The sequence below is a fragment of the Micromonospora sp. NPDC005707 genome (assembly GCF_040631005.1).
Lineage (GTDB): Bacteria > Actinomycetota > Actinomycetes > Mycobacteriales > Micromonosporaceae > Micromonospora.
Window position 1 is genome coordinate 71,007 of sequence record NZ_JBEXYR010000011.1, and the last position, 21,942, is coordinate 92,948.

Sequence of the window (21,942 nt, forward strand, 5' to 3'; positions counted from 1 at the left end):
GACCTCCTTCCCCGCCTCACGGGACGGGTCGTTAAAGGACGTCTGGTTGACTCCGGCGGGCCGCGCAGGGCCCGGACCGGGGCTTCACGCCACGTTACCAGCGGTCACCGGGCCGGCCACCGCCGGGACTGACCAGCCGGTCAGCGTGGAGAAATGTGGACAACCCGTACGCCGGGCCTACCGGGGTCGTCACGAACACTTGACCGCGTGTCGCAATCCCCGTACCGTCACGCTCCGTAGCGATAGCTGGGAGAACCCCGAGCAGCACTGGGAGTGTCCGAATGCCCTCTGAATACGCCAAGTCGCTGGGCGCCCGCCTGCGCTCCATCCGCCAGCAGCAGGGCCTGTCCCTGCAGGGTGTGGAGGAGAAGTCGAACGGGCGGTGGAAGGCCGTGGTGGTCGGCTCGTACGAGCGTGGCGACCGCGCCGTCACCGTGTCCCGCCTGGCGGAGCTGGCCGACTTCTACCGAGTTCCCGTCTCGGAGCTGCTGCCCGACGGCAGCGGGGTGCGCCACGAGCCCACCAGCAAGATCGTTCTGGACCTGGAGCGGCTCTACGACGAGGCCTCCGAGGACCTGGCCTACGTCGCCCGGTACGCCCGCGCCATCCAGCAGCAGCGCGGCGACTACAACGGCCGGGTGCTCTCCATCCGCGCCGACGACCTGCGCGCCCTCGCGATCGTCTACGACGCCTCGCCGTCGGGCCTGATCGAGCGGCTCACCGAGCACGGTGTGCTGGTCGCCGACCCGCGGGCGTTCTTCGCCTCCTGACGCGCCCGACACGAAGGGCCCGCGCCGTTCGGCGCGGGCCCTTTCGTTTGTCTGCGGCTCCGGGTCGCGGCGCCGGGACGCGCGAGCTGGCGTTGCCGCGGCGTCAGCGGGTGGCGTACTCGGCGATCCGGCCGAGGATGCCGTTGAGGAAGCGCGGCGAGTCGTCGGTCGACATCTGCCGGGCCAGCTCGACGGCCTCGCTGATCGCCACCGCGTCGTCGATCTCGTCGACGTAGAGCAGCTCGTAGACCGCGATCCGGGCCAGGTTGCGGTCGACCGCCGGCATCCGGTCCAGCGTCCAGCCCTCGGCGTAGCTCGCGATCACCTCGTCGATCCGGTCGAGGTGCGCGGCGACCCCCTCGACCAGGCCGACCGCGTAGCCGACGTGCTCGGGGCGGGGCTTCTCGATCCGCTCCAGGTAGCCGGCGAGGACCTCGACGGGCGGCCGGTCCCGCAGGTCGGCCTCGAAGAGCACGTCCAGCGCCCGCTTGCGCGCCTTGCGGCGCGCCGGCATCTGCTGCTTGGCACCCTCCGCCATCAGGCTCGGCCGAGGTAACGGCCGTCGCGGGTGTCGACCTTGATCTTCTCGCCGGTGGTGATGAAGAGCGGCACCTGGACGGTGGCGCCGGTCTCGACGGTGGCCGGCTTGTTGCCGCCGGTCGACCGGTCGCCCTGCAGGCCCGGCTCGGTGTAGGTGATCTCGAGCACCACCGAGGTCGGCAGCTCGATGTAGAGCGGCAGGCCCTCGTGGGTGGCGACGGTGGCCTCGGCCTCGGGGAGGAGGTAGTTGGCCGCCTCGCCGACGGTGCCGCCGGGAACGGTGATCTGGTCGAACGTCTCCAGGTCCATGAAGACGTAGTCCTCGCCGTCGGCGTAGAGGTACTGCATGGTGCGCTTGTCGACGGTGGCGGTCTCGACCTTGGTGCCCGCGTTGAAGGTCTTGTCGACCACCTTGCCGGACAGCACGTTCTTCAGCGTGGTACGCACGAACGCACCGCCCTTACCGGGCTTGACGTGCTGGAACTCGACGACGGCCCACAGCTCCCCGTCGAGGTTGAGTACCAGGCCGTTCTTGAGGTCGTTGGTGGAGGCCATTTCCTGCCTTGATCTTCAATTGGCGGACAGACCTACGAAGTCTACTAGCTGTGTCGAACCGGGTCGCCGGGCTGCTCGCCGGCCGGGCCCCGCCGAGCCCGGCGCACCGGCCCGGACGTGCGGAACGTCACGCAGCGGGACCGCTCGTCAGGCGCCGTCGGCGAGGCGCCCGGCCAGGTGGTGCAGGGCCAGCCGGTAGCCGTCCACGCCCAGCCCGCAGATCACCCCGGTGGCCACCGCGGAGACCACCGAGTGGTGCCGGAACTCCTCGCGGGCGTGGATGTTGGAGATGTGCACCTCGACCAGCGGGCCGCGCAGCAGGGCGCAGGCGTCCCGGACCGCTATCGAGTAGTGCGACCAGGCGGCCGGGTTGAGCACCACCGCCGCGCCCTCGTCGGCCGCCGCGTGCAGCCAGCCCAGCAGCTCGTGCTCGGCGTCGGTCTGCCGCACCACCACGTCCAGCCCCAGCTCGCGACCGGTCTCCTCGCAGAGGGTCACCAGGTCGGCGTAGCTGGTGACCCCGTAGACGTCGACCTGGCGGGTGCCGAGCCGGCCCAGGTTCGGCCCGTTGAGCACGTGGACCCTCATCCGCTGATCTCCTCGTACGCCCGCGCCAGCAGCTCGTCCGACGGCGCCTCCAGGATCGCCGGGCGGGCCAGGCCGTCCAGCACCACGAAGCGCAGCCGGCTGCCCCGGGCCTTCTTGTCCACCCGCATGGCGGCCAGCAGCTCCGGCCAGGCGTCGGCCCGGTAGCCGGTGGGCAGGCCGAGCGCCGCCACCACGGCCCGGTGCCGCTCCGCGGTGGCCGCGTCCAGCCGCCCGGCGAGCCGCGCCAGCGTGGCCGCGTAGACCAGGCCCACGGCGACGGCGTGCCCGTGCCGCCAGCGGTAGCCCTCCACCTTCTCGATCGCGTGGGCCAGCGTGTGCCCGTAGTTGAGCACCTCACGCACCCCGGACTCGCGCAGGTCACCGGAGACCACGTCCGCCTTGACCCGCACCGCCCGCTCGATCAGCTCGCGGGTCACCGGCCCGGTCGGGTCCAGCGCGGCGGCCGGGTCCCGCTCCACCAGGTCGAGGATCACCGGGTCGGCGATGAAGCCGCACTTGACCACCTCGGCCATGCCGGCGGCCAGGTCGGCCGGCGGCAGGCTGTCCAGCGTCGCCAGGTCGCAGATGACCCCGGCCGGTGGGTGGAAGGCACCGACCAGGTTCTTGCCGGCCGCCGTGTTGATCCCGGTCTTGCCACCGACGGCGGCGTCGACCATGCCGAGCAGGGAGGTCGCCACCGGCACCCAGCGCACCCCGCGCAGCCAGCTGGCCGCGACGAATCCGGCCAGGTCGGTGACCGCCCCGCCGCCGACCCCGACCACCGCGTCGGTGCGGGTGAAGCCCGCCTCGCCGAGCCGGTCCCAGCAGGCCGCGGCCACCTCGACGTGCTTGCCCGCCTCGGCGTCGGGCACCTCGATGAGCAGCGGGGTCACCCCGGCCGCGCGCACCCGTTCGGCCAGCTCCTCGGCCAGCCCCTTGAGCGGGGGCGCGTGCAGGAAGGCCACCCGCTCGGCGTCGGGCAGCAGCCGGGGCGGCGGGTCGAGCAGGTCGCGTCCCACCAGCACGTCGTACGGCCGCTCGCCGCCGACCGGGATCCGGGTCACCTCGTCCATCGCGGGCAGCCTAGTCGAGCGGGCTGCGCCGGGGCGGCGACTGTCCACTCCGTGGCCGATCCGCCGTCGCCGACGTTTGACCGGGCAGGGGCGGGCAGTAACGGTGGGGACGAACCCCCCGACGGCGGAGGTGCAGGCATGACCCGACCAACCATGGACGGCGCGGACATCCGCGTGCCGGCGACGATCCTCGGCGTGGGCCTCGGCGGCTTCGTCGACGGCATCCTGCTCCACCAGGTACTCCAGTGGCACCACCTGCTGAGCAGCACCGACACCGACCGGATCGGGATCAGGTACTACCCCGTGGACACGGTCGCCGGGCTGAGGATGAACACGCTCTGGGACGGGCTGTTCCACACGGTCACCTGGGTGGCGGTGCTGACCGGCCTGGCCCTGCTGTACGCCCGGGTCACCCGGTCCCGGGGCCGGCTGTGGCGCTCCCCCGCGCTGTGGGGCTGGGCGCTGGTCGGCTGGGGCCTGTTCAACCTGGTCGAAGGGCTCGTCGACCACCAGATCCTCGGCATCCACCACGTGCACGGCGGTCCGCAGCAGCTCTGGTGGGACCTCGGCTTCCTGGCGCTCGGCGCGGTCTTCGTCGCGGTCGGCTGGGCGGTGCAGCGGCGGGCGTCCGCCGTCGACCTCTGCGCTCCGGAGCGGCGGTGAGCCTCGCCCACGCCGGGCACGCCGCCGGCGCCTTCCCGGCCGCCGCGCTCGTACCCCCGGTGCTGTTCTGGGCCTACCTGGCGGCGGCGCTGCGGCAGCGGGACCCGGGCGGGCCCGGATGGGACCACCGGCGGACGGCGAGCTTCGGCCTCGGCGCCGCGCTGCTCGCCGCCGGGCTGCTGCTGCCCGCCGCCGACCTGCCCGGGCACATGGCCCAGCACCTGCTGCTCGGCATGCTGGCGCCGCTGGCCCTGGTGCTCGGCGCACCCGGCACGCTGGCCCTGCGGACGGTGGACCGGCGGGTCGGTCGCGCGGCGCTGCGGGTGCTGCGCCGCCCGGCCCTCCAGGCGCTCGCCCACCCGGTGACCGGGCTGCTGCTCACGGCGGGCGGGCTCTGGCTGCTGTACCTGACCCCGCTCCACCGGGCCACCCTGACCCATCCGGCGCTGCACGGGCTGGTGCTGCTGCACTTCGTGCTCAGCGGGTACCTGTTCACCTGGTCGATCGCCGGGCCGGATCCCGGCCCGCACCGGCCCCGGGTCCCGGTCCGGCTGGTCGTGCTCGGGGTGGGGGTGGCGGCGCACGCCGTGCTCGCCCAGCTCCTCTACGCCGGCGTGCTCGTGGACGTGACGGCGACCGGGGACGAGCTGCGGGCCGGCGCGACGGTCATGTACTACGGCGGCGACCTGGCCGAGATCCTGCTGGCCCTCGCCCTGCTCGTCACCTGGCGGCCGGAGCGGGCGCCCCGGCCCGCGGCGGTCAGGGCTTGAGCAGGGCCGCGATCTCGCCGGCGATCTCCTCCGGGGCACGCCCGTCGGTCAGCACGGTCGCGGTGGCCACCTCGGCGTAGAGCGGGCGGCGCTGCTCCATGAGGTGCTTGAGGGTGGCGCGCGGGTTCAGCGCCAGCAGCGGCCGGCCGGACCCGAGACCGACCCGCTTGACCGCGTCGGGCAGCTCCACGGACAGGTGCACCACGGTGTGCCCGATCAGCGCGGCGCGGTTCTCCTCGGCCAGGATCGCGCCGCCGCCGAGGGCGAGCACGCCCGCGTGCGAGGCCAGCCCCGCCGCCACCGCGGCCCGTTCGAGGGTACGGAAGTGATCCTCGCCCTCGTCCACGAAGATCTCTGGGATCGGCTTGCCGGCGAGCTGCTCGATGTCGGCGTCGGTGTCCCGGAACTCGACGCCGAGCGCACCGGCGAGCGCCCGCCCCACCGTGGTCTTGCCGGAGCCGGGCGCCCCGACCAGCACGCAGACCGGCCGGGTGCTCATTTGATCACCAGCGCGTCGAGGTAGCCGGACAGGTTGCGGCGCATCTCGGCGACCGAGTCGCCGCCGAACTTCTCCACCGCCGCCTCGGCCAGCACCAGCGCCACCATGGCCTCGGCCACCACGGCCGCGGCCGGCACGGCGCACACGTCCGAGCGCTGGTTGATCGCGGTGGCGGGCTCGCCGGTGAGCACGTCGACGGTGGACAGCGCCCGGTTCAGCGAGGAGATCGGCTTCATGGCCGCCTTCACCCGCAGCGGCTCGCCGGTGGTGATGCCACCCTCCAGGCCGCCGGCCCGGTCGGTCACCCGGCGCACGCCGGTGGCGGTGGGCAGGATCTCGTCGTGCGCCTCGGAGCCGCGCGAGCGCGCCTGCGACCAGCCGTCGCCGATCTCCACGCCCTTGATGGCCTGGATCGACATCAGCGCGGTGGCCAGCCGGGCGTCGAGCTTGCGGTCCCACTGGACGTGGCTGCCCAGGCCCGGCGGCACCCCGTACGCCAGCACCTCGACCACGCCGCCGAGCGTGTCGGCGGCCTTCTTGGCGGCGTCGACCTCGGCGACCATCCGGGCGCTGGCCTCCGGGTCGAGGCAGCGCAGCGGGTCGGCGTCGATCCGGGCGGCGTCGGACGGGGCGGGCCGCAGGCCGGGCTTGACGCCGACCGGGCCGAGCTCCACCACGTGGGAGACGATCTCGACGCCGAGGGCCTGCTTGATCAGGGCCTTGGCGACGGCGCCCACGGCGACCCGCGCGGCGGTCTCCCGGGCGCTGGCCCGCTCCAGGATCGGCCGGGCGTCGGTGTGGCCGTACTTCTGCATGCCCGCCAGGTCGGCGTGGCCGGGGCGGGGGCGGGTGAGCGGGGCGTTGCGGGCCTGACCGGCCAGCTCCTCCGCGTCGACCGGGTCGGCGGCCATCACGGTGCGCCACTTCGGCCACTCCGAGTTGCCCACCCGGACGGCCACCGGGCTGCCGATGGTCACGCCGTGCCGGAGCCCGCCGATGATCTCGATCTCGTCCTGCTCGAAGGACATCCGGGCGCCCCGGCCGTAGCCGAGCCGGCGCCGGGCCAGCTCGCCGGAGATCTCCGCGGTGGTCACCTCGATGCCGGCGGGCACCCCCTCCAGCAGCGCGACGAGGGCGGGTCCGTGCGATTCACCTGCAGTCAGCCAGCGCAACACAGCGGTCAGTCTGTCACGCCCGGTGTGCGACACCTCGCACTGCCCGCCGCGTCCCGCCCTGCGGACGCGGCCGTCCGGGCGGCGGGCGCGTGGCGCGGCTCCGGGAATCGGGCGGCCCCCGGGTCAGGCCGGGGCGCGGGCCTCGGCCAGCGCGGCGCGCATCGCCTCCCGGGGCGCGGACACGCCGGTGAAGTGCTCGAACTGGCCGACCGCCTGGGCCAGCAGCAGGTCCAGCCCGGAGACCACCCGGCAGCCGGCGGCGACCGCCGCCGCGGCGAGCGGGGTGGGCCACGGGTCGTAGACCACGTCGAAGAAGACCGTTCCGGGCCGCCAGTCGAAGTTGTCGGCGAGCGGGTCGGCCACGCCCTTCGGCACCGTGGAGACCACGAGGTCGGCCCGGGCGTGCGCCGGGGCGCCGTCCCAGGGCGCGCCGACCAGCGGGACGCCGACCGCCTCGGCCGTCGAGCCCAGCTCCCGTACCGCCTCCGGCCGGCGGGCCACCACGGTCACCTCGGCCGCGCCGATCCGGGCCGCCGCCGCGACGGCCGCCCGGGCGGTGCCGCCCGCGCCGAGCACGGTGACGGTGGCACCGGAGGCGCACCCGGCGGCGGTGAGCACGTCGACCATGCCGGCGACGTCGGTGTTGTCGGCGTACCAGGTGCCGTCGGGCCGGCGTACCAACGTGTTGGCGGCGCCGACCGCGGCGGCGACCGGCGAGGCCTCGTCGGCCAGCGCGAGCGCGGCCTCCTTGCCCGGCATGGTCACCGACAGGCCGGCCCACTCGGGGCCCAGGCCCGCGACCAGGCCGGGCAGCTCGTCGGCCGCGCACTCGATCCGGGTGTACGACCACCCGGTCAACCCGGCCGCCGCGTACCCGGCGTTGTGGATCACCGGGGAGAGCGAGTGGGCGATCGGCCGGCCGACGACGGCGGCCTTCATCAGGTGCAGTTCTCCCCGGTGAGCACCTTGTTGTCGCACATCTTCTTCTGCAGCTGACGGAAGTCGGCGTCGTTCGAGCCGTAGCCCATGGTGCCCTTCTGGTCGATCGTCATGAAGAAGATCCAGTCGCCGGGCGGCGGCTCCAGGGCGCCCTTGAGCGCGGCCTCACCCGGGTTGCTGATCGGGGTGATCGGCAGGCCGGCCACGTTGTGCGTGTTGTACGGGTTCTTCAGGTCGTTGATCTCGCTCTGCAGCAGGTCGTCGGAGTCCTTCGGGTCCTTGCCCTGCAGGCGGAAGTAGTAGTTGATGCCGCTGTCGATGCCGAGGCACTTGCAGCCGATCTTGCCGGCGTAGACCCGGTTGTAGATGACCCGGGAGACCTTCGGCAGGTCCACCGCGTTGACCGATTCGGCCTCGGCGATCGAGGCGGTGATCAGCGCCTCGTACGGGGAGATCTTCCGTTCCTTCTGCGCCCGGTCGACGAAGTCGAGCTGCCCGGCCACGGTCATGAACTGGTCCACCATCATCGACAGGATCTGCTCGGCGGTGGCCTTCGGCGGGATCTCGTAGGTGGACGGGTAGAGGAAGCCCTCGATGCTCTTCGGGCCCTTCTTGCCGTCCTCCCGGTTGAACCAGAAGGCGGGCACGCCCAGCTTGACCGGATCCTTCGCGGCGGTCTGGAAGTCCTTGACCGGGATCTTCGTCTGCTTCGAGAGGATCTGATAGATGTTCAGGCTGATGGTGCCCTCGGGGATGGTCACCCCGTTGACCACCCGGCTCTTCGGGTCGAGCATCAGCGTGATCACGTCCGCGGCCTTCATCTGCTTGCGGACCTTGTAGCGGCCGACCTGGATGTTCTTGCTGCGCGAGTTCGCGTCGGCGGCCTCGATGAACGCCTTGGTGCTCTTCACCACACCGGCTTCGTAGAGGGTGATGCCCATGTCGGTGAGGGTGTCGCCGGCCTTCACCTCGACCAGCGTCTCGCCCGTGCCCGGGCCGTCGTAGTCCGGGGTGACGAAGTGGTTGCGGATCCGGTCGAAGCCCACGTACACGCCGCCGCCGATGCCGCCCAGCAGCACGATCGCCATGAGCAGGGCGAAGATGGTCTTGCCCCGGCCGCCACCCGACCCGCCGTTGCGCTTGCGCACGGCGCTGCGCCGGTGCCGGCCCTTCTCCCCCCTCTCCGCCTCGTCGAACCCCAGATCAAGATCGTCGATCATTGCGTCCGCCTCCGCTGCGCGTCCAGCCAGCTCTGCAGAATCTCCACCGCGGCGGCCTGGTCGACCACCGCCCGTTGGCGCTTTCCCCGGACGCCCCGTTCGGCCAGCCTACGACTCGCGACCACGGTCGACATCCTCTCGTCCGTCAGCGTCACCGGAATCGGCCCCATTACATCGGCCAACCGGTCAGCGTACGTTGAGACGTTCGCCGCCGCGGGGCCGTGCTTTCCGGCGAGGTTGACCGGCAGACCCACCACGATCTCCACCGCCTCGTGCTCGGCGGCCAGCCGGACCAGCTCGGCGATGTCGGTGGGCACCGCGTCCGGCCCGGTCGTCAGGTCACGGGCCAGGGTGACCAGCGGGGTGGCCAGGATGCCGTGCGGATCGGAGCGGGCCACCCCGACCCGGACCTGGCCGACGTCGACGCCGAGCCGGACACCACGGGACAGTTCAGCCATCTACCGGACACCTTTCCCCCGGTACGGGCCAGGGCGGACCGAGCGGTCCGCCCTGGCTTCCATCGGTGCGCACATCAGACGTCGGCGATCGCCTTCTCCACGGTCGCCAGCAGGTTCGGCGCCTCCGCGGCGGGCAGGCCGCCGCCCTGCGCGAGGTCGTCGCTGCCGCCGCCCCGGCCGGAGAAGGCCGCCTTCACCAGGTCCTTCGCGGTCAGGCCCCGGCCCCGGGCGGCCTGGTTCACGGCCACCACCAGCGACGCCTTGCCGCCCGACCGGGCGGCCACCGCGACCACGGCCGGGCGGGCCGGGTCGATCCGGCCCCGGATCTCCTGGGCCAGGGTCCGCACGTCGTTGCCGGCCGCGCCCTCGGGCGCCTCGGTGCCGACGTACGCGACGCCGCGGACGTCCTTCGCCTGCGCCGCCAGGGCCGCGGCCCCGCCGAGCACCAGCTGGGCGCGGAGCTTCTCCAGCTCCTTCTCCGCGTCGCGGAGCTGCGTGACGGTCTGCTCCACCCGGTCGGCGACCTGCTCGCCCGGCACCCGGAACAGCTCAGCGAGTCGGGAGACCAGCAGGTGCTCGCGGGCCAGGAAGCCGAAGGCGTCCATGCCGACCAGCGCCTCGATCCGGCGCACGCCGGAACCCACCGACGCCTCAGAGAGGATCTTGACGAGGCCGAGCTGCGCCGAGCGGGCCACGTGCGTGCCGCCGCACAGCTCGCGGGCGTAGTCGCCGACCTCGACGACCCGGACCCGCTCGCCGTACTTCTCGCCGAACAGGGCCATGGCGCCGATCCGGCGCGCCTCCTCCTGCGAGGTGACGAAGGCGTGCACCTCCAGGTCGGCCAGCAGCACCTCGTTGACCTGCTGCTCCACGTCGTGCAGCACGCTCGGCGCCACCCCGGTCGGGGTGTTGAAGTCGAACCGGAGCCGGCCCGGCGCGTTCAGCGAACCCGCCTGCGTGGCCGACTCCCCGAGGAAGTTGCGCATGGTCTGGTGCACCAGGTGCGTGGCCGTGTGCGAACGGGAGATGGCCCGCCGCCGGGACACGTCGATCTCGGCGTAGCCGGTCTCGCCGGCGCGCACCTCGCCACGGAGCACCTTGGCCCGGTGCACGATCAACCCCGGCACCGGCTGCTGCACGTCGAAGACCTCGAGCTGGCCGCCACCGACCGTGATCAGGCCCTGGTCGGGCTGCTGGCCGCCGCCCTCGGCGTAGAACGGGGTGGTGTCGAGCACCAGCTCGATCGTGTCGCCCTCGACCGCCGCGGCCACCTCGGCGCCGCCGGCCAGCAGCGCCCGCACCCGGGACTCCCGGGTCAGCTCCGTGTAACCGGTGAACTCAACCGCGCCGCCGCCGTCGAGCACCGACCGGTACGCCGACACGTCGGTGTGCCCGGTCTTGCGTGCCTGGGCGTCGGCCTTGGCCCGGCTGCGCTGGTCGGCCATCAGCCGGCGGAAGCCCTCGGCGTCGACCTGCAGGCCCTGCTCGGCAGCGATCTCCAGGGTCAGGTCGATCGGGAAGCCGTACGTGTCGTGCAGCTGGAACGCCTTGTCGCCGGAGATCGACGCCTGCCCGGCCGACTTGGTCTCCGCGATCGCGGTGTCCAGGATCGTGGTGCCCGCCCGCAGCGTGGCGAGGAAGGCGTCCTCCTCGGCGTACGCGTACTGCGAGATCCGGCCGAAGTCCTCGGCCAGCTCCGGGTAGGACGGGGCCATGCAGTCCCGGGCCACCGGCAGCAGCTCGGGCAGCGCCCGGTCCTGGTAGCCGAGCAGGCGGACCGCGCGGATGGCCCGGCGCATGATCCGGCGCAGCACGTAGCCACGGCCCTCGTTCGACGGGGTCACCCCGTCGCCGATCAGCATGAGCGCGGTGCGCACGTGGTCGGCGATCACCCGCAGGCGCACGTCGTCCGGGTGCGACTCGCTGGCCACGTGACCCGAGTGCGCGCCGTAGCGCTTGCCGGTCAGCTCGGCGGCCCGGGCCAGGATCGGCCGGACCTCGTCGATCTCGTAGAGGTTGTCGACGCCCTGCAGGATGGAGGCCATCCGCTCCAGGCCCATGCCGGTGTCGATGTTCTTCGCCGGCAGCTCACCGAGGATCGGGTAGTCCTCCTTGCCGGTGCCCGGCCCCCGCTCGAACTGCATGAAGACGAGGTTCCAGAACTCCATGTAGCGGTCCTCGTCGACCGCCGGCCCGCCCTCGCGCCCGTACTCCGGGCCACGGTCGTAGAACAGCTCGGAGCAGGGGCCGCACGGGCCGGGGATGCCCATCGACCAGAAGTTGTCCGCCTTGCCCCGGCGCACGATCCGCTCGGCCGGCACGCCGACCGACCGCCAGATCTGGTACGCCTCGTCGTCGTCCAGGTAGACCGTCGGCCAGACCCGCTCCGGGTCCAGCCCGAAGCCGCCCGCCTCGACCGGCTTGGTGACCAGGTCCCAGGCCAGCGGGATGGCGCCGTCCTTGAAGTAGTCGCCGAAGGAGAAGTTGCCGTTCATCTGGAAGAACGTGCCGTGCCGGCTGGTCTTGCCGACCTCGTCGATGTCCGGCGTCCGGATGCACTTCTGCACGCTGACCGCCCGCCGGTACGGCGGGGTCTGCTGGCCCAGGAAGTAGGGGACGAACTGCACCATGCCGGCGTTGACGAACAGCAGGTTCGGGTCGCTGATGGCGGGCAGCGGAGCGGACGGCACCACGGCGTGGCCGTTGGCCTCGAAGTGGGCGAGGTACCGCCGCTTGATCTCCGCCGTCTTCATCGCTGGTGCTCCTCCGGGAAAATCTCTCGGTCACCGATCCGCGGGTCCTCCCGCAGCTCGGCGAACTGGTCGTCGTACGCCTCGCCGCGGGCGAAGGCCTCGTGGATCTCCTGCTCACGCTCGGCCATCCCGACCCGGACGTCGTCCACGAAGCTGCGGACCGACTCGACGAGACCGCCGGCCGACTCGGACAGCCCGCTGGCGATGCCCGCCGGCGTGTACGCCTGCGCGGTCCGGGTGGCCTTGCGGACCACCAGCACGCCCACGGCCAGGCCGATGCCCAGCCAGAACAAGCGCCTCATGCTCTCATCCTCCCGCTGTCAGCCGGCCGGGTCAGCGGTTGCCGCGCTTGGCGGCCCGGCGCTGCTGCTTGATGGTGTCGCGCACCTCGCGCTCGGTCTCGGCGTGCCGGCGCGCGGCGGCGGCCTTGCGCACGCCGTAGCCGAACGCCGCGACCTTGACCAGCGGGTTCGCGGCGGCGGCGGAGACCACGGCGGCCAGGTTCGCCACGTTGGCGGTGACGTTCTGCGCGTGGGTGGTCATGGTGTCCACCTTGGCCAGCTGGAGGTTGACACCGTCGAGGGAGGTCTGCACCTGCTCCAGGGCGGTGTTGACGTTCTTCACCGTGGTGTTCACGTCACCGAGCAGCGGCGCGGTGCGGTCGTTCAGGTCGGCGATCATGCGGGTCGTCGCGTCGACGGTGTGCCGCAGCCGCAGGATCGGCACCGCCAGCACGAGCACCAGCATCAGGAACGCGCCGGCCGCGATCAGCGCAGCGATCTCTCCACCACTCACGCGCATGTCCTCCTCAAGCAGTGTCCCGGGACCCGACGCCCCGGGACGCGCGACCGTACCTACCCGGTCCGCCGCGCGCCGACCCGTGACCGGTCAACGGGCGCGGGCGGGCCCGCCAGCCCCAGACCCTACCGTCCGTGATGGAAACCGGCTCACGACGGTGAGGGTGCCGACTCGCCGAGCGGGTCGTCGGTGAGGGTCGGGTACGGGTCCTCGCCGGTGAGTGACGGATCGGTGGTCGGCTGTGGTCCGGTCCGCTCGTCGTCGATCGCGTTGCGCACCTTCACCGACACCAACGAGCCGGTGCACTCACCCGCTGCGGGCGCGGGCGCCGTAGACGGCGGGGGCTCGCCCGCCACCGGTGGCGGCACGCAGGTGGGCTCGCGCACCCAGAGGTCGAGGGTGAGCTCGTCCCGGCGCCAGCAGGTGTAGCTCCCCTTGACCTTCTGCTCCGGGCAGCGGTCCACCTTCCACCGCTGCCAGCCGTCCCCGGACAGGGCCGCCTCGTAGGCCTGCGCGGTCTCCTTCCAGGGCTTCTGCGACTCGACGGTGCGTTCCCGCAGCCGGCAGTCCTGGAGGCACCACCGGCTGCCGCTGACGTTGTCCACCGTCTTCGCCGCCGCCCAGGACGGCACGTTCAACGCGTCGAGGGTGTCGAAGACCGGGTCGTGGCTCAGCGTGCGCAGCCCGAAGTAGAGCGGCAACGCGCCGAGCAGCACGACGCTGACCAGGGCGAGGATGCCCATCCGCAGCCGCCGCCGCTCGCGCATCTGCCGGCGCAGTTCCGAGCGGGCGCCCCGCAGGCCGCCCGCCGCGTCGTCGGCGTCCGCCGGCCCGGCCTCGGCCCGACGCAGCGCCGGTCCGGCGCCATCGCCCGGCCGCGCCGGCTCTGCCGGGGGTACGACGGCCGCGGCCCGCGCCACCGCCGGCTCCCCGGCGGGTACGACCGCCGCCGCCCGCGCCACCGCCGGTTCCCCGGGGGGTACGGCCGCCGCGGCCCGCGCCACCGCCGGCGCGCCGGGCCCCTGCGGCACGGCGCCCGGGCCATTCGTTCCGGGCCGGGTGGGCTCCGGCGGGAGCGGGTTCGCCCGGCCGGCCGGCCGCTCGTCCGGCCCCGCGGGGCGGGCCACCGGGGCGGCCGCCCGGGCCACCGGGGGGCCACCGGCCGCGGCGCGCGGGTCGCCGGTCGGGTCGCCGCCGTCCGGGCGGGCGGAGCCGCGGGCCGGACCACGCGCGTCGCCGCCGGCCGGACCCGCTCCGGGGCGTCCCGGCGGCACGGGGCGACGGCCGGCGTCGGGGCCGGTCCGCTCGGGGGCGCCCCCGGCGGGGAAGCCACCGGTCCGTGCGGGGTCGCCCGCGGCGAAGCCACCGGTGCGCGCCGGGTCACCGCCGGCCGGGAAACCACCGGTACGCGCCGGGTCACCGCCGACCGGGAAACCGCCGGTGCGGGCGGCGTCACCGCCGGCCGGGAAACCGCCGGTGCGGGCGGGGTCGTCGGTGGGCGGGCGTCCGCCGGGCCGGGCCGGGCCGCGCGCGGGACCGGGCTGGTCGGGCTTCAGCGGAGGCACCGCTGCGCCGACGCGGCCGGTCGCGCCACGGTCGGGGGCGGCCGGGCCGCCGCGCCGCGCGGCGGTCGGCTCGTCCGCCGGAGGGCCGCCCGGGCGGCGGACCGCCGGCATGGCGGGGTCGCTGTGCGAGGTGCGGCCGGCCTGGCGCAGCCAGTCGGCGGGCCGCTCGGGCCGCGACGGGCGGGACTCGTCCGCGGCCTCACGGGCCCCACGCCGTGCGGCCGGCGGAGCGCCGCCGGTGGCACCGGGTCCGCCCGGCGGGTCAGCGGCGGCGCGACGGCCGGTCGGGACGTCAGGGGCGGCGCGGCGGCCGGCCGGGGCCTCGGGCGCGGCGTGACCGCCCGCCGGGGCGTCCGGCGCGGCACGGCGACCGGCCGGCGCGTCGGGCGCGGCACGGTGGCCGGCGTCGGGCGCGGCGCGGTGGCCGGCCGCGGGCGGGGCGTCGCCGGGGGCACGGTGGCCGGGAGCCGTGGCCGCGCCGTCGGGAGCACCCCGACGGCCCGGCGGCGTTCCGGGGTCACCGGCGGCGGGCCGTCGACCCGACGGCATCGCCGCCTCGTCGGGAGCGATCCGGCGGCCACGCGGCACGGCGGCGATGTCGGGCGCGCCGGTCGGCGGCGCGACGTCGTCGGGAGCGCCCCGGCGACCCGGCGGGACCGCCGGCCCGTCGGGAGCCGCCCGGCGGCCGGGCGGGGACGCCGGGACGGCGCCGGCTCGCCGGCCGGTCGGCGGCGGGACGTCGGCAGCGGGCCGGGTGCCGGGTGCGGCGCCGGCCTGGGCGCGGCGCGGGGTCGGGGTGGCGCCGTCCGGTCGACGGTCGGCGTCGGGACCGGCGCCCGGCACCGGCGGGGCGTTTCCGCTGCGCGGCACCGCCGGGTGGTCCGGTTCCCCGGCGCGCCGGCGGCCACCGGGCCGACCGCCGGCACCGTCCATCGTGGGCATTCCGGCGGTGGACGGCTCGGGGCGCTGCGGGGCGCGGCCACGGCCCGGCCCGGGGTCGCCCGGCTGCGGCCCGCCGCTCACCGGATCGGTGGGCCGGCTAACGCCGGGCGCGGCGGCGCGCGCCGAGGGCGCACCGGCGCGGCCGGACTCCAAGGGCACACCGGCCCGGCCGGACTCCGAGGGCGCACCGGCGCGGCCTGGCGCCGCGGTGGCCCGCCGGCCGGCACCGGAGACGGGCCGGACCGCGGGATCGGCAGGACCCGCGGCGGCCCGACGCCCGGCGGCGGGCGGGGCACCGTCGGGCACCGCCCGACGGGCACCGCCGGCGGCCGGCGGGACGCCGGGACCGGGGTCGGATACGCCGCGACGGCCCGGCGCGGGCACGCCGCCCTCCGGGGCTGGCCGCCGACCGGCGCCCGAGACCGGGCGGACGCCCGGCTCGGCGCCGTCGGGCAGGGCCCGCCGGCCGCCACCGGAGACGGGTCGCACCGCCGGGTCGACGCCACCCGGCCGGGGGCCGCCGGCCGGGCCGGCGGGCGCCTCGGCGCCGTGGCGACCGCGCGGGGTGGGCGGAACCGCGTTCCGGGCGCCGTCCGGGCCGGGCCAGCCGGGACCGGGATTCGGGCCACCGTAACCGCGTTCGGGGCCGGGACCGGCGCCCTGACCGGCGCGGCCGGGAACCGGGCCGGCGGGGGGCGCGACACGCGGGCCGGGCGGGCCGCTCACCCGGCCGGGAGCCGGCGGCTGCTGGCCGGCCGGGGCGTCGGGGTTGCGGCGGGGCGGGCGGGACGGCTCACCGGGGGCGCGGGTGGGCTCGGCGGGACGCCGGGTCGGTTCGGGTGCGCCGGGCCAGGGGCCGTCGACGGGGCCAGCCGGTCCGGCCTCGGGGGCACGGCGGGCCGGCGGGGTCTGCGGCCCGGGCCGGGCGGGCGCGGGCGGTGGCACCGCGCCCGGGCGGGCCGCCCCGGGCGGTTCCGGCGCGGGCGGACCGGGCCGGGGACCCGGAGCGGCGGGCGGCACGGCGCCGGGCGCTTCCCCGCCCGGGCCCAGGTCGTTGCGCTGCTGCTTGGCCGTCCGCAGGTCGTCGATCCAGCCGAACTCCTCGCCGGCGGTCGCCTCGGCGGGCTCCGCGTCGGCCTTGCCGCGCCCCCACCGGCGGCCCTTGGCGCGCGGGTCCCGCCGCTCGTCGGGGCCGTCCGTCGGCTGCTCCGGACCACGCGCCATCACTGCTGACCCTCCCCCACGGCGTCGCTGCCGCCCTCGTTCGCGCCGTCGGCCCGCGCGGCGTCCGCCGGGCGGCCGCCGCTCACCGCCGCCTCGACCCGCGCCGGCGGCGCGGGCAGCCCGCGCACGATCCGGCGCAGCAACGGCAGCCGGGTGGCCACCGCCCGCTCCGCGCCGTGCCCGCTGGGTTGGTAGTAGTCGGTCCCGACGAGGTCGTCCGGAACGTACTGCTGGGTGACTACCCCACGGTGGTCGTCGTGCGGGTAGCGGTAGCCGGCACCGTGCCCGAGGCCCCGAGCGCCGGCGTAGTGGGAGTCGCGCAGCCCGCGCGGCACCGCCCCGCCGCGACCGGCGCGTACGTCGGCGATGGCCGCGCCGATGGCGGTGGTGGCCGAGTTGGACTTCGGGGCGGTGGCCAGGTGGATGACCGCCTGGGCCAGGTTGAGCTGGGCCTCGGGCAGGCCGACGTATTCGACGGCGTGCGCGGCGGCGGTCGCGACGGTCAGCGCCGTGGGATCGGCCATGCCGACGTCCTCGCTGGCGAAGATCACCATGCGCCGGGCGATGAACCGGGCGTCCTCGCCGGCGACCAGCATCCGGGCCAGCCAGTGCAGCGCGGCGTCCACGTCCGAGCCGCGCATGCTCTTGATGAACGCGCTGGTCACGTCGTAGTGGGCGTCGCCGTCGCGGTCGTAGCGGACGGCCGCCACGTCGACCGCCTGCTCGGCGACGGCGAGGTCGATCCGGTCGACGCCGCGCGCGGTCGCGGTGGCCGCCGCCGCCTCCAGCGCGGTGAGCGCCTTGCGCACGTCACCGCCGGCGAGGCGGACGAGGTGGTCCTCGGCGTCGGTCGCCAGGGTGAGCGCGCCACCCAGCCCGCGCTCGTCGGCGACCGCGCGGCGCAGCAGGCCGCGTACGGCGTCGTCGTCCAGCGGCTGGAGGGTCAGCAGCACGCAGCGGGAGAGCAGCGGTGAGATGACCGAGAAGTACGGGTTCTCGGTGGTCGCCGCGAGCAGGGTGACCGTGCGGTCCTCGACGGCGGCGAGCAGCGAGTCCTGCTGGGTCTTGCTGAACCGGTGCACCTCGTCGATGAAGAGCACGGTCGGCGGGCCCCCGGCGCGGCGCTGCCGGCGGGCGGTCTCGATGACCGCGCGGACGTCCTTCACCCCGGCGGTCAGCGCCGACATGGCGACGAAGCGGCGATCGGTGGCCCGGGCCACCAGGTGCGCGATGGTGGTCTTGCCGCTGCCGGGCGGCCCCCAGAGGATCACCGACATCGGTGCCGCGGCCTCGACGAGCTGGCGCAGCGGGGCGCCGGGCGCGAGCAGGTGGTCCTGACCGACCAGCTCGTCGATGCTGGCCGGCCGCATCCGGACGGGCAGCGGCGAATCCGTCGCGGCGGCGGTGAACCCGTCGACGCCGCCGGAACCCGCGGGGGCGCTGGGCGCTCCGGCGGGTTCGCCGAGGGTGAAGAGGGCGTCGGATTCCATCACGAGAACAGTACCGGGCCGGGCCGACGACGCTGGAATCGCGCCGCCGCCCGGCCCGGGATGGTCGTTTCCGGTCAGCCGCGACCCGGACGCCGGCCCCGGTACCAGCGGCCGCCGCCCCCGCCCCGGGTGCCGGAGCCGACCCCGGCCAGGTAGAGGGAGAGCAGCAGGAAGCCGATGAGCATGAGGGTGTGGGTGTTGAACAGGTCGGGCGCGCCGAGGTTCGTGTCCAGGAAGTCGATCAACAGGGCGAAGCCGAACACGATGGCCGCGAGAATGGCGAGCATGGTCGTTCCTCCGGTGGGGGGGGTCCCAGTAGGTCGGCCACGGATGTACCCGATCGGTCTGTTCGTCAATCTCCACCATGGAACGCCCCGTCGGCGGGCGGCGGTTTCGCGTCAGCGGTCGGTGGCGAGGATCGCGTACCGGACGGAGTCCCACCAGGAGCCCCGAACCAGCAGGTGGTCCCTGCTGATCCCCTCGCATCGCATGCCGGCCTTCTCCAGCACCCGCCGCGAGGCGGCGTGGTCCGGCCGGGTCGTCGCCTCCACCCGGTGCAACCCCACCGGCCCGAACGCCAGGTCGAGCAGCAGGCCGGCGATCTCCGTGCCGAGCCCCCGGCCCCAGTGGTCGGGGTGCACCACGTAGCCGATCTCGCCCCGCCGGTGCGCCACGCTCTCCACGGTGAGGGTGCCCAGCCCGAGCAGCGGCGCCCGACCTGCCGACCCGGTGTCGTCGTGGGCCGGCTCGACGGCGGCCAGCCGGTACGCGGGCCGCGGCTCGCCGACCGCCGCCTCCCGCCAGGTGGACAGGGCGGCGTGAACCTCGTCCCGGGTGGGGGCCCGCTCGTCCAGCATCCGGTCGCACACCCGTGGCTCGGTCAGCAGCGCGTGCAGCGCCGGCACGTCGTCGTCGGCCCATTCCCGCAGCACGCAGCGCGGGCCGGGCAGGCGCACCGGTCGTACGGAGTGGAGGGGGGTCATGAGTTCTCCTCTCGTAGGCTGGCCGCATGATCACTGCCGAGGAGGTCCTGTCGGGGCGGGACACCCTGCTCGCCGCCACCGGCCACCACCCGTACGCCCGGCACGCCCTCTGGCGCGACCGGGAGGCGCGGGGCTGGCGCCGGGACGGCGCGGTGGGCTGGCTGCTCCCGCCGGAGCACGGGCCGGCCGGGGGCGCGCTCGGGGCGGCCGGGCCGGCGCTGGACGTCTTCGCAGGTCTGGTGGCGGGCGGGACGCTGCACGCCGGCCAGTGGCTGCACCTGCCCCGGACCGACCCGGCGGAGGTGGCCGGCCGGGTCGCCGTGGCCCGGCTCGACGAGTGGGACTTCCTCTGGACCACCGCCGCCCCGCCGGAGCAGCCGGAGGAGGGGCGCGTGGTCCGCCTCACCGAGGCCGACCACCCCGCGCTGGCCGCGCTGATCGAGGAGGCCTTTCCGAGCACGACGTCCCGCCCGGGCGACCCGCGCATCGTCGACTGGTACGGCATCCGGGACGGCGACCGGCTGGTGGCGTGCGGCGCCGACCGCAGCCGGGGCGACGTCGGTTTCCTGGCCGGGCTGACCGTGGCGCCCGGCCACCGGGGCCGCGGGCTCGGCGCGGCCCTCACCGCCGGGATGACCCGCGCCCTGCTGGCCCGGTACGACCACGTGGCGCTCGGCGTCTACACCGCCAACGTCGGGGCGGTCCGGCTCTACCGCCGGCTCGGCTACACCGGCACCGAGCCCCGTACCTCGGTCCACCTGGGCTGACCCGCCGATCACGGCCACCTCCCACTGCGGCTTCCCCGTCAACCTGGCCCGGCCACCTCGCCGAGTCGGCGGCTCACCCACCGCCCCGGCCCCGCCAGCTCGCCGACCTGGCGAGGTCGGGCCGAAGCGGCGGGGCCGGGCACGGGGCGCTCAGTCCGACCGAGCGGGCGCGGAGACGGCGGCCAGGACCGGGTCGACCGGGCCGGCCGGGTCGAGCGCCGGGCCGGGATGGCCCGGGCCGGCGGCCGACTCACCGGGACCGTGCTCGCCCCGGTCGGACTCCGCCACCGGGCCGGGCGTCCGGCGGCCGGCCCGCCAGGCGGGCAGGTAGAGCGGGGCGGCCACGGCGAGCACCACGCCGCCGACCAGCATGGCGACGGTGATGCTGGTGGCGTCGGCCACGGCCGTGAGCACCACCGCGCCGAGCGCGCCGGCCGGCTGGCCCATCATCGAGTTCAGCGAGAGCACGCTGGTCCGGTACGGGCCGTCGACCTGCCGGTGCAGCAGCCCCATGTGCAGGGGGTTCGACGCGCCGTGCACGGTGTAGCAGGCCAGGTAGGCGATGAGCACGCCGACCGGGCCGGCGAGCAGGCCCATCCCGACCACGGTGACGCCCTGGAGCACCCGCATGAGCGCGGCGGCGGGCGCGGCGCCGAGGCGGCGCAGCAGCAGCGGGGTCAGCGCGGCGCCGGCCGCGTTGGCCAGCCAGGCCGCCGAACTGGCCGGGCCGAGCAGCGCGGCGGCCCGGTCGGCGCCGCCGACCACCTCGGCGAGGCGCACGGGCAGCAGCGACTCGAAGGTGATCATGCCGAAGCCCCAGAACAGCTCGACGGCGACCAGCGCGAGCAGGACCCGGTTGCGGCGCAGCAGGCCGACGGCCTGGCCGACCATCCGGGGCGCCTCGGCCACCGAGGCGCGGACCGCGGCGGCGCCCTGGGCGTGCCGGTGCTCGACCAGCAGCGCGGTGAGCGCGACCAGCGCGGCCACCTGGAGGGCGATGGCCACCAGCACGGGCAGGGTCAGCGCGCTGAGCGGCCCGACCGGCCCGAGCGCGACCAGGCCGCCACCGAGCAGCGCGCCCGCGCCGATGGCGACGCCGATGACGGTGCCGGCCCAGCCCAGGCCGCGCTCGTACTCGGCCTTCGGGTCGGCGGCCAGGGTGGCGTCGACGTACCAGGACTCCAGCGGGCCGCTGTCGAGCGCCCGGTAGACGCCCTGCAACGCCCAGACCAGGAAGAACATCCAGAACGAGTCGGCCACCACGAAGAGCACCAGCGAGACCAGGCAGACCGCCCAGGCGACGACCAGCACCGGCTTGCGGCCGAGCGCGTCGGCGAGACCACCGGTGGGCAGCTCCAGCGCCAGCACGACGAGGCCCTGGGCGGTGGCCACCAGGCCGATCTGGGACAGCGACAGGCCGCGTTCCTGCATGAGCAGGATCATCACCGGGGTGAGCAGGCCGGTGGGCAGCCAGCGCAGGCCGTAGAGGGTGAGGTAGCGGAACCGGACCTGGCGTACGGACAGCGCGGTCACCGGAACTCCTTCGGCAGCGGGTAGGTGGCGAGGTAGATCTGGACCGGCTCGGCGCCGGGCTCGGCCGGGTCGGCCTCGGCGCGGTGGCGTTCGAGCAGCGCCCAGACCTCGGCGGTGATCGCCTCGAGCCGGGAGGCCGGGACGGTCATGAAGATGTCGCTCATGCCGAAGGCGTCCCGCCAGGCCGGCGCCCACTCGTGCTGGGTGGCGAACCACTGCTCCGCGTGATGCGCCAGGAGACGCACCTGGTCGCCCTGTATCCAGTCAATCGCGGCGCGGGCGTCCGGGTCGCCGTCGAAGTCGGTCGGCTCCCAGTTGGTGACGTCGTGCGCGGCCTGCCACCAGCGCTGCCGGCCGGTGCCCCGCTCGGGGTCCTCCACGACCAGCCCCACCTCGGCGAGCTGGCGCAGGTGGTAGCTGGTGGCGCCGGTGTTGGTGCCGAGGATCTCGGCGAGCGCCGTGGCGGTGGACGGGCCCTTCACCCGCAGCGCGCCGAGCAGGCGCATCCGCAGCGGGTGGGCCAGCACCCGCACCTGTCGATGGTCCAGCCGCACCTCGCGCGGCTCGGGACGCGACCCCTCGTTCTCCATGCCGTGCACAATATCTGTGCACAACTTCTATGCACAAGAGTTTTGCA

22 protein-coding genes are annotated in these 21,942 nt (G+C 75.3%); 4 read left to right on the top strand and 18 right to left on the bottom strand.

Annotated elements, in window-relative coordinates; all coding sequences use genetic code 11:
• Window positions 1–281: 281 nt before the first annotated feature.
• Complete coding sequence (locus ABZ452_RS22300; RefSeq protein WP_013285505.1) at window positions 282–770, top strand: helix-turn-helix domain-containing protein; 489 nt, start codon at window positions 282–284, stop codon at window positions 768–770.
• A 103-nt stretch (window positions 771–873) separates the two neighbouring features.
• Here the strand turns inward: ABZ452_RS22300 and nusB are convergent, their stop codons facing one another.
• The 4 genes from nusB to aroB all read right to left on the bottom strand — a co-directional run bounded on the left by nusB (window position 874) and on the right by aroB (window position 3,526).
• Window positions 874–1,284, bottom strand: coding sequence for a transcription antitermination factor NusB (nusB, locus tag ABZ452_RS22305; protein WP_210406048.1), 411 nt, complete (start codon window positions 1,282–1,284; stop codon window positions 874–876).
• 23 nt (window positions 1,285–1,307) lie between these two features.
• Window positions 1,308–1,865: an elongation factor P gene (gene efp, locus ABZ452_RS22310; protein ID WP_151461581.1), complete on the bottom strand. Its 558-nt coding sequence runs from the start codon at window positions 1,863–1,865 to the stop codon at window positions 1,308–1,310.
• 147 nt (window positions 1,866–2,012) lie between these two features.
• Window positions 2,013–2,453, bottom strand: a complete 441-nt coding sequence (gene aroQ / locus ABZ452_RS22315; RefSeq protein ID WP_357946021.1) for a type II 3-dehydroquinate dehydratase — start codon at window positions 2,451–2,453, stop codon at window positions 2,013–2,015.
• Window positions 2,450–3,526, bottom strand: a complete 1,077-nt coding sequence (aroB, locus tag ABZ452_RS22320; RefSeq protein ID WP_357946023.1) for a 3-dehydroquinate synthase — start codon at window positions 3,524–3,526, stop codon at window positions 2,450–2,452. The genes aroQ and aroB overlap by 4 nt, the downstream gene beginning before the upstream one ends.
• 138 nt (window positions 3,527–3,664) lie before the next feature.
• Here aroB and ABZ452_RS22325 point away from each other — a divergent pair, with 138 nt between their 5' ends.
• A complete protein-coding gene (locus ABZ452_RS22325; protein ID WP_357946026.1) occupies window positions 3,665–4,189 on the top strand; it encodes a DUF2243 domain-containing protein in 525 nt (174 codons plus the stop codon).
• Window positions 4,186–4,959 carry a cytochrome c oxidase assembly protein gene (locus tag ABZ452_RS22330; RefSeq protein WP_357946029.1) on the top strand — a complete coding sequence of 258 codons (774 nt, stop codon included), beginning with the start codon at window positions 4,186–4,188 and terminating at the stop codon, window positions 4,957–4,959. Before ABZ452_RS22325 ends, ABZ452_RS22330 begins: the two co-directional genes overlap by 4 nt.
• On the opposite strand, the gene ABZ452_RS22335 is transcribed toward ABZ452_RS22330, so the two are convergent.
• From ABZ452_RS22335 to ABZ452_RS22390, 12 genes are all read right to left on the bottom strand, one after another.
• Window positions 4,949–5,458, bottom strand: a complete 510-nt coding sequence (locus tag ABZ452_RS22335) for a shikimate kinase (RefSeq protein ID WP_357946032.1) — start codon at window positions 5,456–5,458, stop codon at window positions 4,949–4,951. The two genes, ABZ452_RS22330 and ABZ452_RS22335, sit on opposite strands and share 11 nt — an antisense overlap.
• Window positions 5,455–6,633, bottom strand: a complete 1,179-nt coding sequence (aroC, locus tag ABZ452_RS22340) for a chorismate synthase (RefSeq protein WP_357946035.1) — start codon at window positions 6,631–6,633, stop codon at window positions 5,455–5,457. Before aroC ends, ABZ452_RS22335 begins: the two co-directional genes overlap by 4 nt.
• Before the next feature lie 123 nt (window positions 6,634–6,756).
• A complete protein-coding gene (locus ABZ452_RS22345; protein WP_357946037.1) occupies window positions 6,757–7,572 on the bottom strand; it encodes a shikimate dehydrogenase in 816 nt (271 codons plus the stop codon).
• On the bottom strand, window positions 7,572–8,792 hold the full coding sequence (gene mltG / locus ABZ452_RS22350; protein WP_357946040.1) for an endolytic transglycosylase MltG: 1,221 nt from the start codon (window positions 8,790–8,792) through the stop codon (window positions 7,572–7,574). The genes ABZ452_RS22345 and mltG overlap by 1 nt, the downstream gene beginning before the upstream one ends.
• Entirely contained in the window at window positions 8,789–9,250 is a 462-nt protein-coding gene (gene ruvX, locus ABZ452_RS22355) for a Holliday junction resolvase RuvX (protein ID WP_357946043.1), read from the bottom strand. Before ruvX ends, mltG begins: the two co-directional genes overlap by 4 nt.
• Before the next feature lie 74 nt (window positions 9,251–9,324).
• A complete protein-coding gene (gene alaS / locus ABZ452_RS22360; protein ID WP_357946046.1) occupies window positions 9,325–12,003 on the bottom strand; it encodes an alanine--tRNA ligase in 2,679 nt (892 codons plus the stop codon).
• Window positions 12,000–12,305: a hypothetical protein gene (locus ABZ452_RS22365; protein WP_357946049.1), complete on the bottom strand. Its 306-nt coding sequence runs from the start codon at window positions 12,303–12,305 to the stop codon at window positions 12,000–12,002. The genes alaS and ABZ452_RS22365 overlap by 4 nt, the downstream gene beginning before the upstream one ends.
• A 31-nt stretch (window positions 12,306–12,336) precedes the next feature.
• Window positions 12,337–12,798: a DUF948 domain-containing protein gene (locus ABZ452_RS22370; RefSeq protein ID WP_357342426.1), complete on the bottom strand. Its 462-nt coding sequence runs from the start codon at window positions 12,796–12,798 to the stop codon at window positions 12,337–12,339.
• A gap of 152 nt (window positions 12,799–12,950) precedes the next feature.
• On the bottom strand, window positions 12,951–13,568 hold the full coding sequence (locus ABZ452_RS22375; protein ID WP_357946316.1) for a hypothetical protein: 618 nt from the start codon (window positions 13,566–13,568) through the stop codon (window positions 12,951–12,953).
• Between the two features lie 2,963 nt (window positions 13,569–16,531).
• Entirely contained in the window at window positions 16,532–18,022 is a 1,491-nt protein-coding gene (locus tag ABZ452_RS22380; RefSeq protein WP_357946053.1) for a replication-associated recombination protein A, read from the bottom strand.
• A gap of 74 nt (window positions 18,023–18,096) precedes the next feature.
• Window positions 18,097–18,309 carry a hypothetical protein gene (locus ABZ452_RS22385; protein WP_357946056.1) on the bottom strand — a complete coding sequence of 71 codons (213 nt, stop codon included), beginning with the start codon at window positions 18,307–18,309 and terminating at the stop codon, window positions 18,097–18,099.
• Window positions 18,310–18,420: 111 nt separating this feature from the next.
• Window positions 18,421–19,005 carry a GNAT family protein gene (locus tag ABZ452_RS22390; protein ID WP_357946059.1) on the bottom strand — a complete coding sequence of 195 codons (585 nt, stop codon included), beginning with the start codon at window positions 19,003–19,005 and terminating at the stop codon, window positions 18,421–18,423.
• A 26-nt stretch (window positions 19,006–19,031) separates the two neighbouring features.
• Between ABZ452_RS22390 and ABZ452_RS22395 the strand changes: the two genes are divergently transcribed.
• Complete coding sequence (locus ABZ452_RS22395) at window positions 19,032–19,772, top strand: GNAT family N-acetyltransferase (protein ID WP_357946061.1); 741 nt, start codon at window positions 19,032–19,034, stop codon at window positions 19,770–19,772.
• A 150-nt stretch (window positions 19,773–19,922) separates the two neighbouring features.
• Here ABZ452_RS22395 and ABZ452_RS22400 read toward each other — a convergent pair whose 3' ends face one another.
• Both ABZ452_RS22400 and ABZ452_RS22405 read right to left on the bottom strand, forming a co-directional pair.
• Window positions 19,923–21,305 (bottom strand): MFS transporter, encoded by a 1,383-nt coding sequence (locus ABZ452_RS22400; RefSeq protein ID WP_357946063.1) that lies wholly within the window; start codon window positions 21,303–21,305, stop codon window positions 19,923–19,925.
• Complete coding sequence (locus tag ABZ452_RS22405; RefSeq protein WP_357946065.1) at window positions 21,302–21,895, bottom strand: helix-turn-helix domain-containing protein; 594 nt, start codon at window positions 21,893–21,895, stop codon at window positions 21,302–21,304. Before ABZ452_RS22405 ends, ABZ452_RS22400 begins: the two co-directional genes overlap by 4 nt.
• Between the last annotated feature and the right edge of the window lie 47 nt (window positions 21,896–21,942).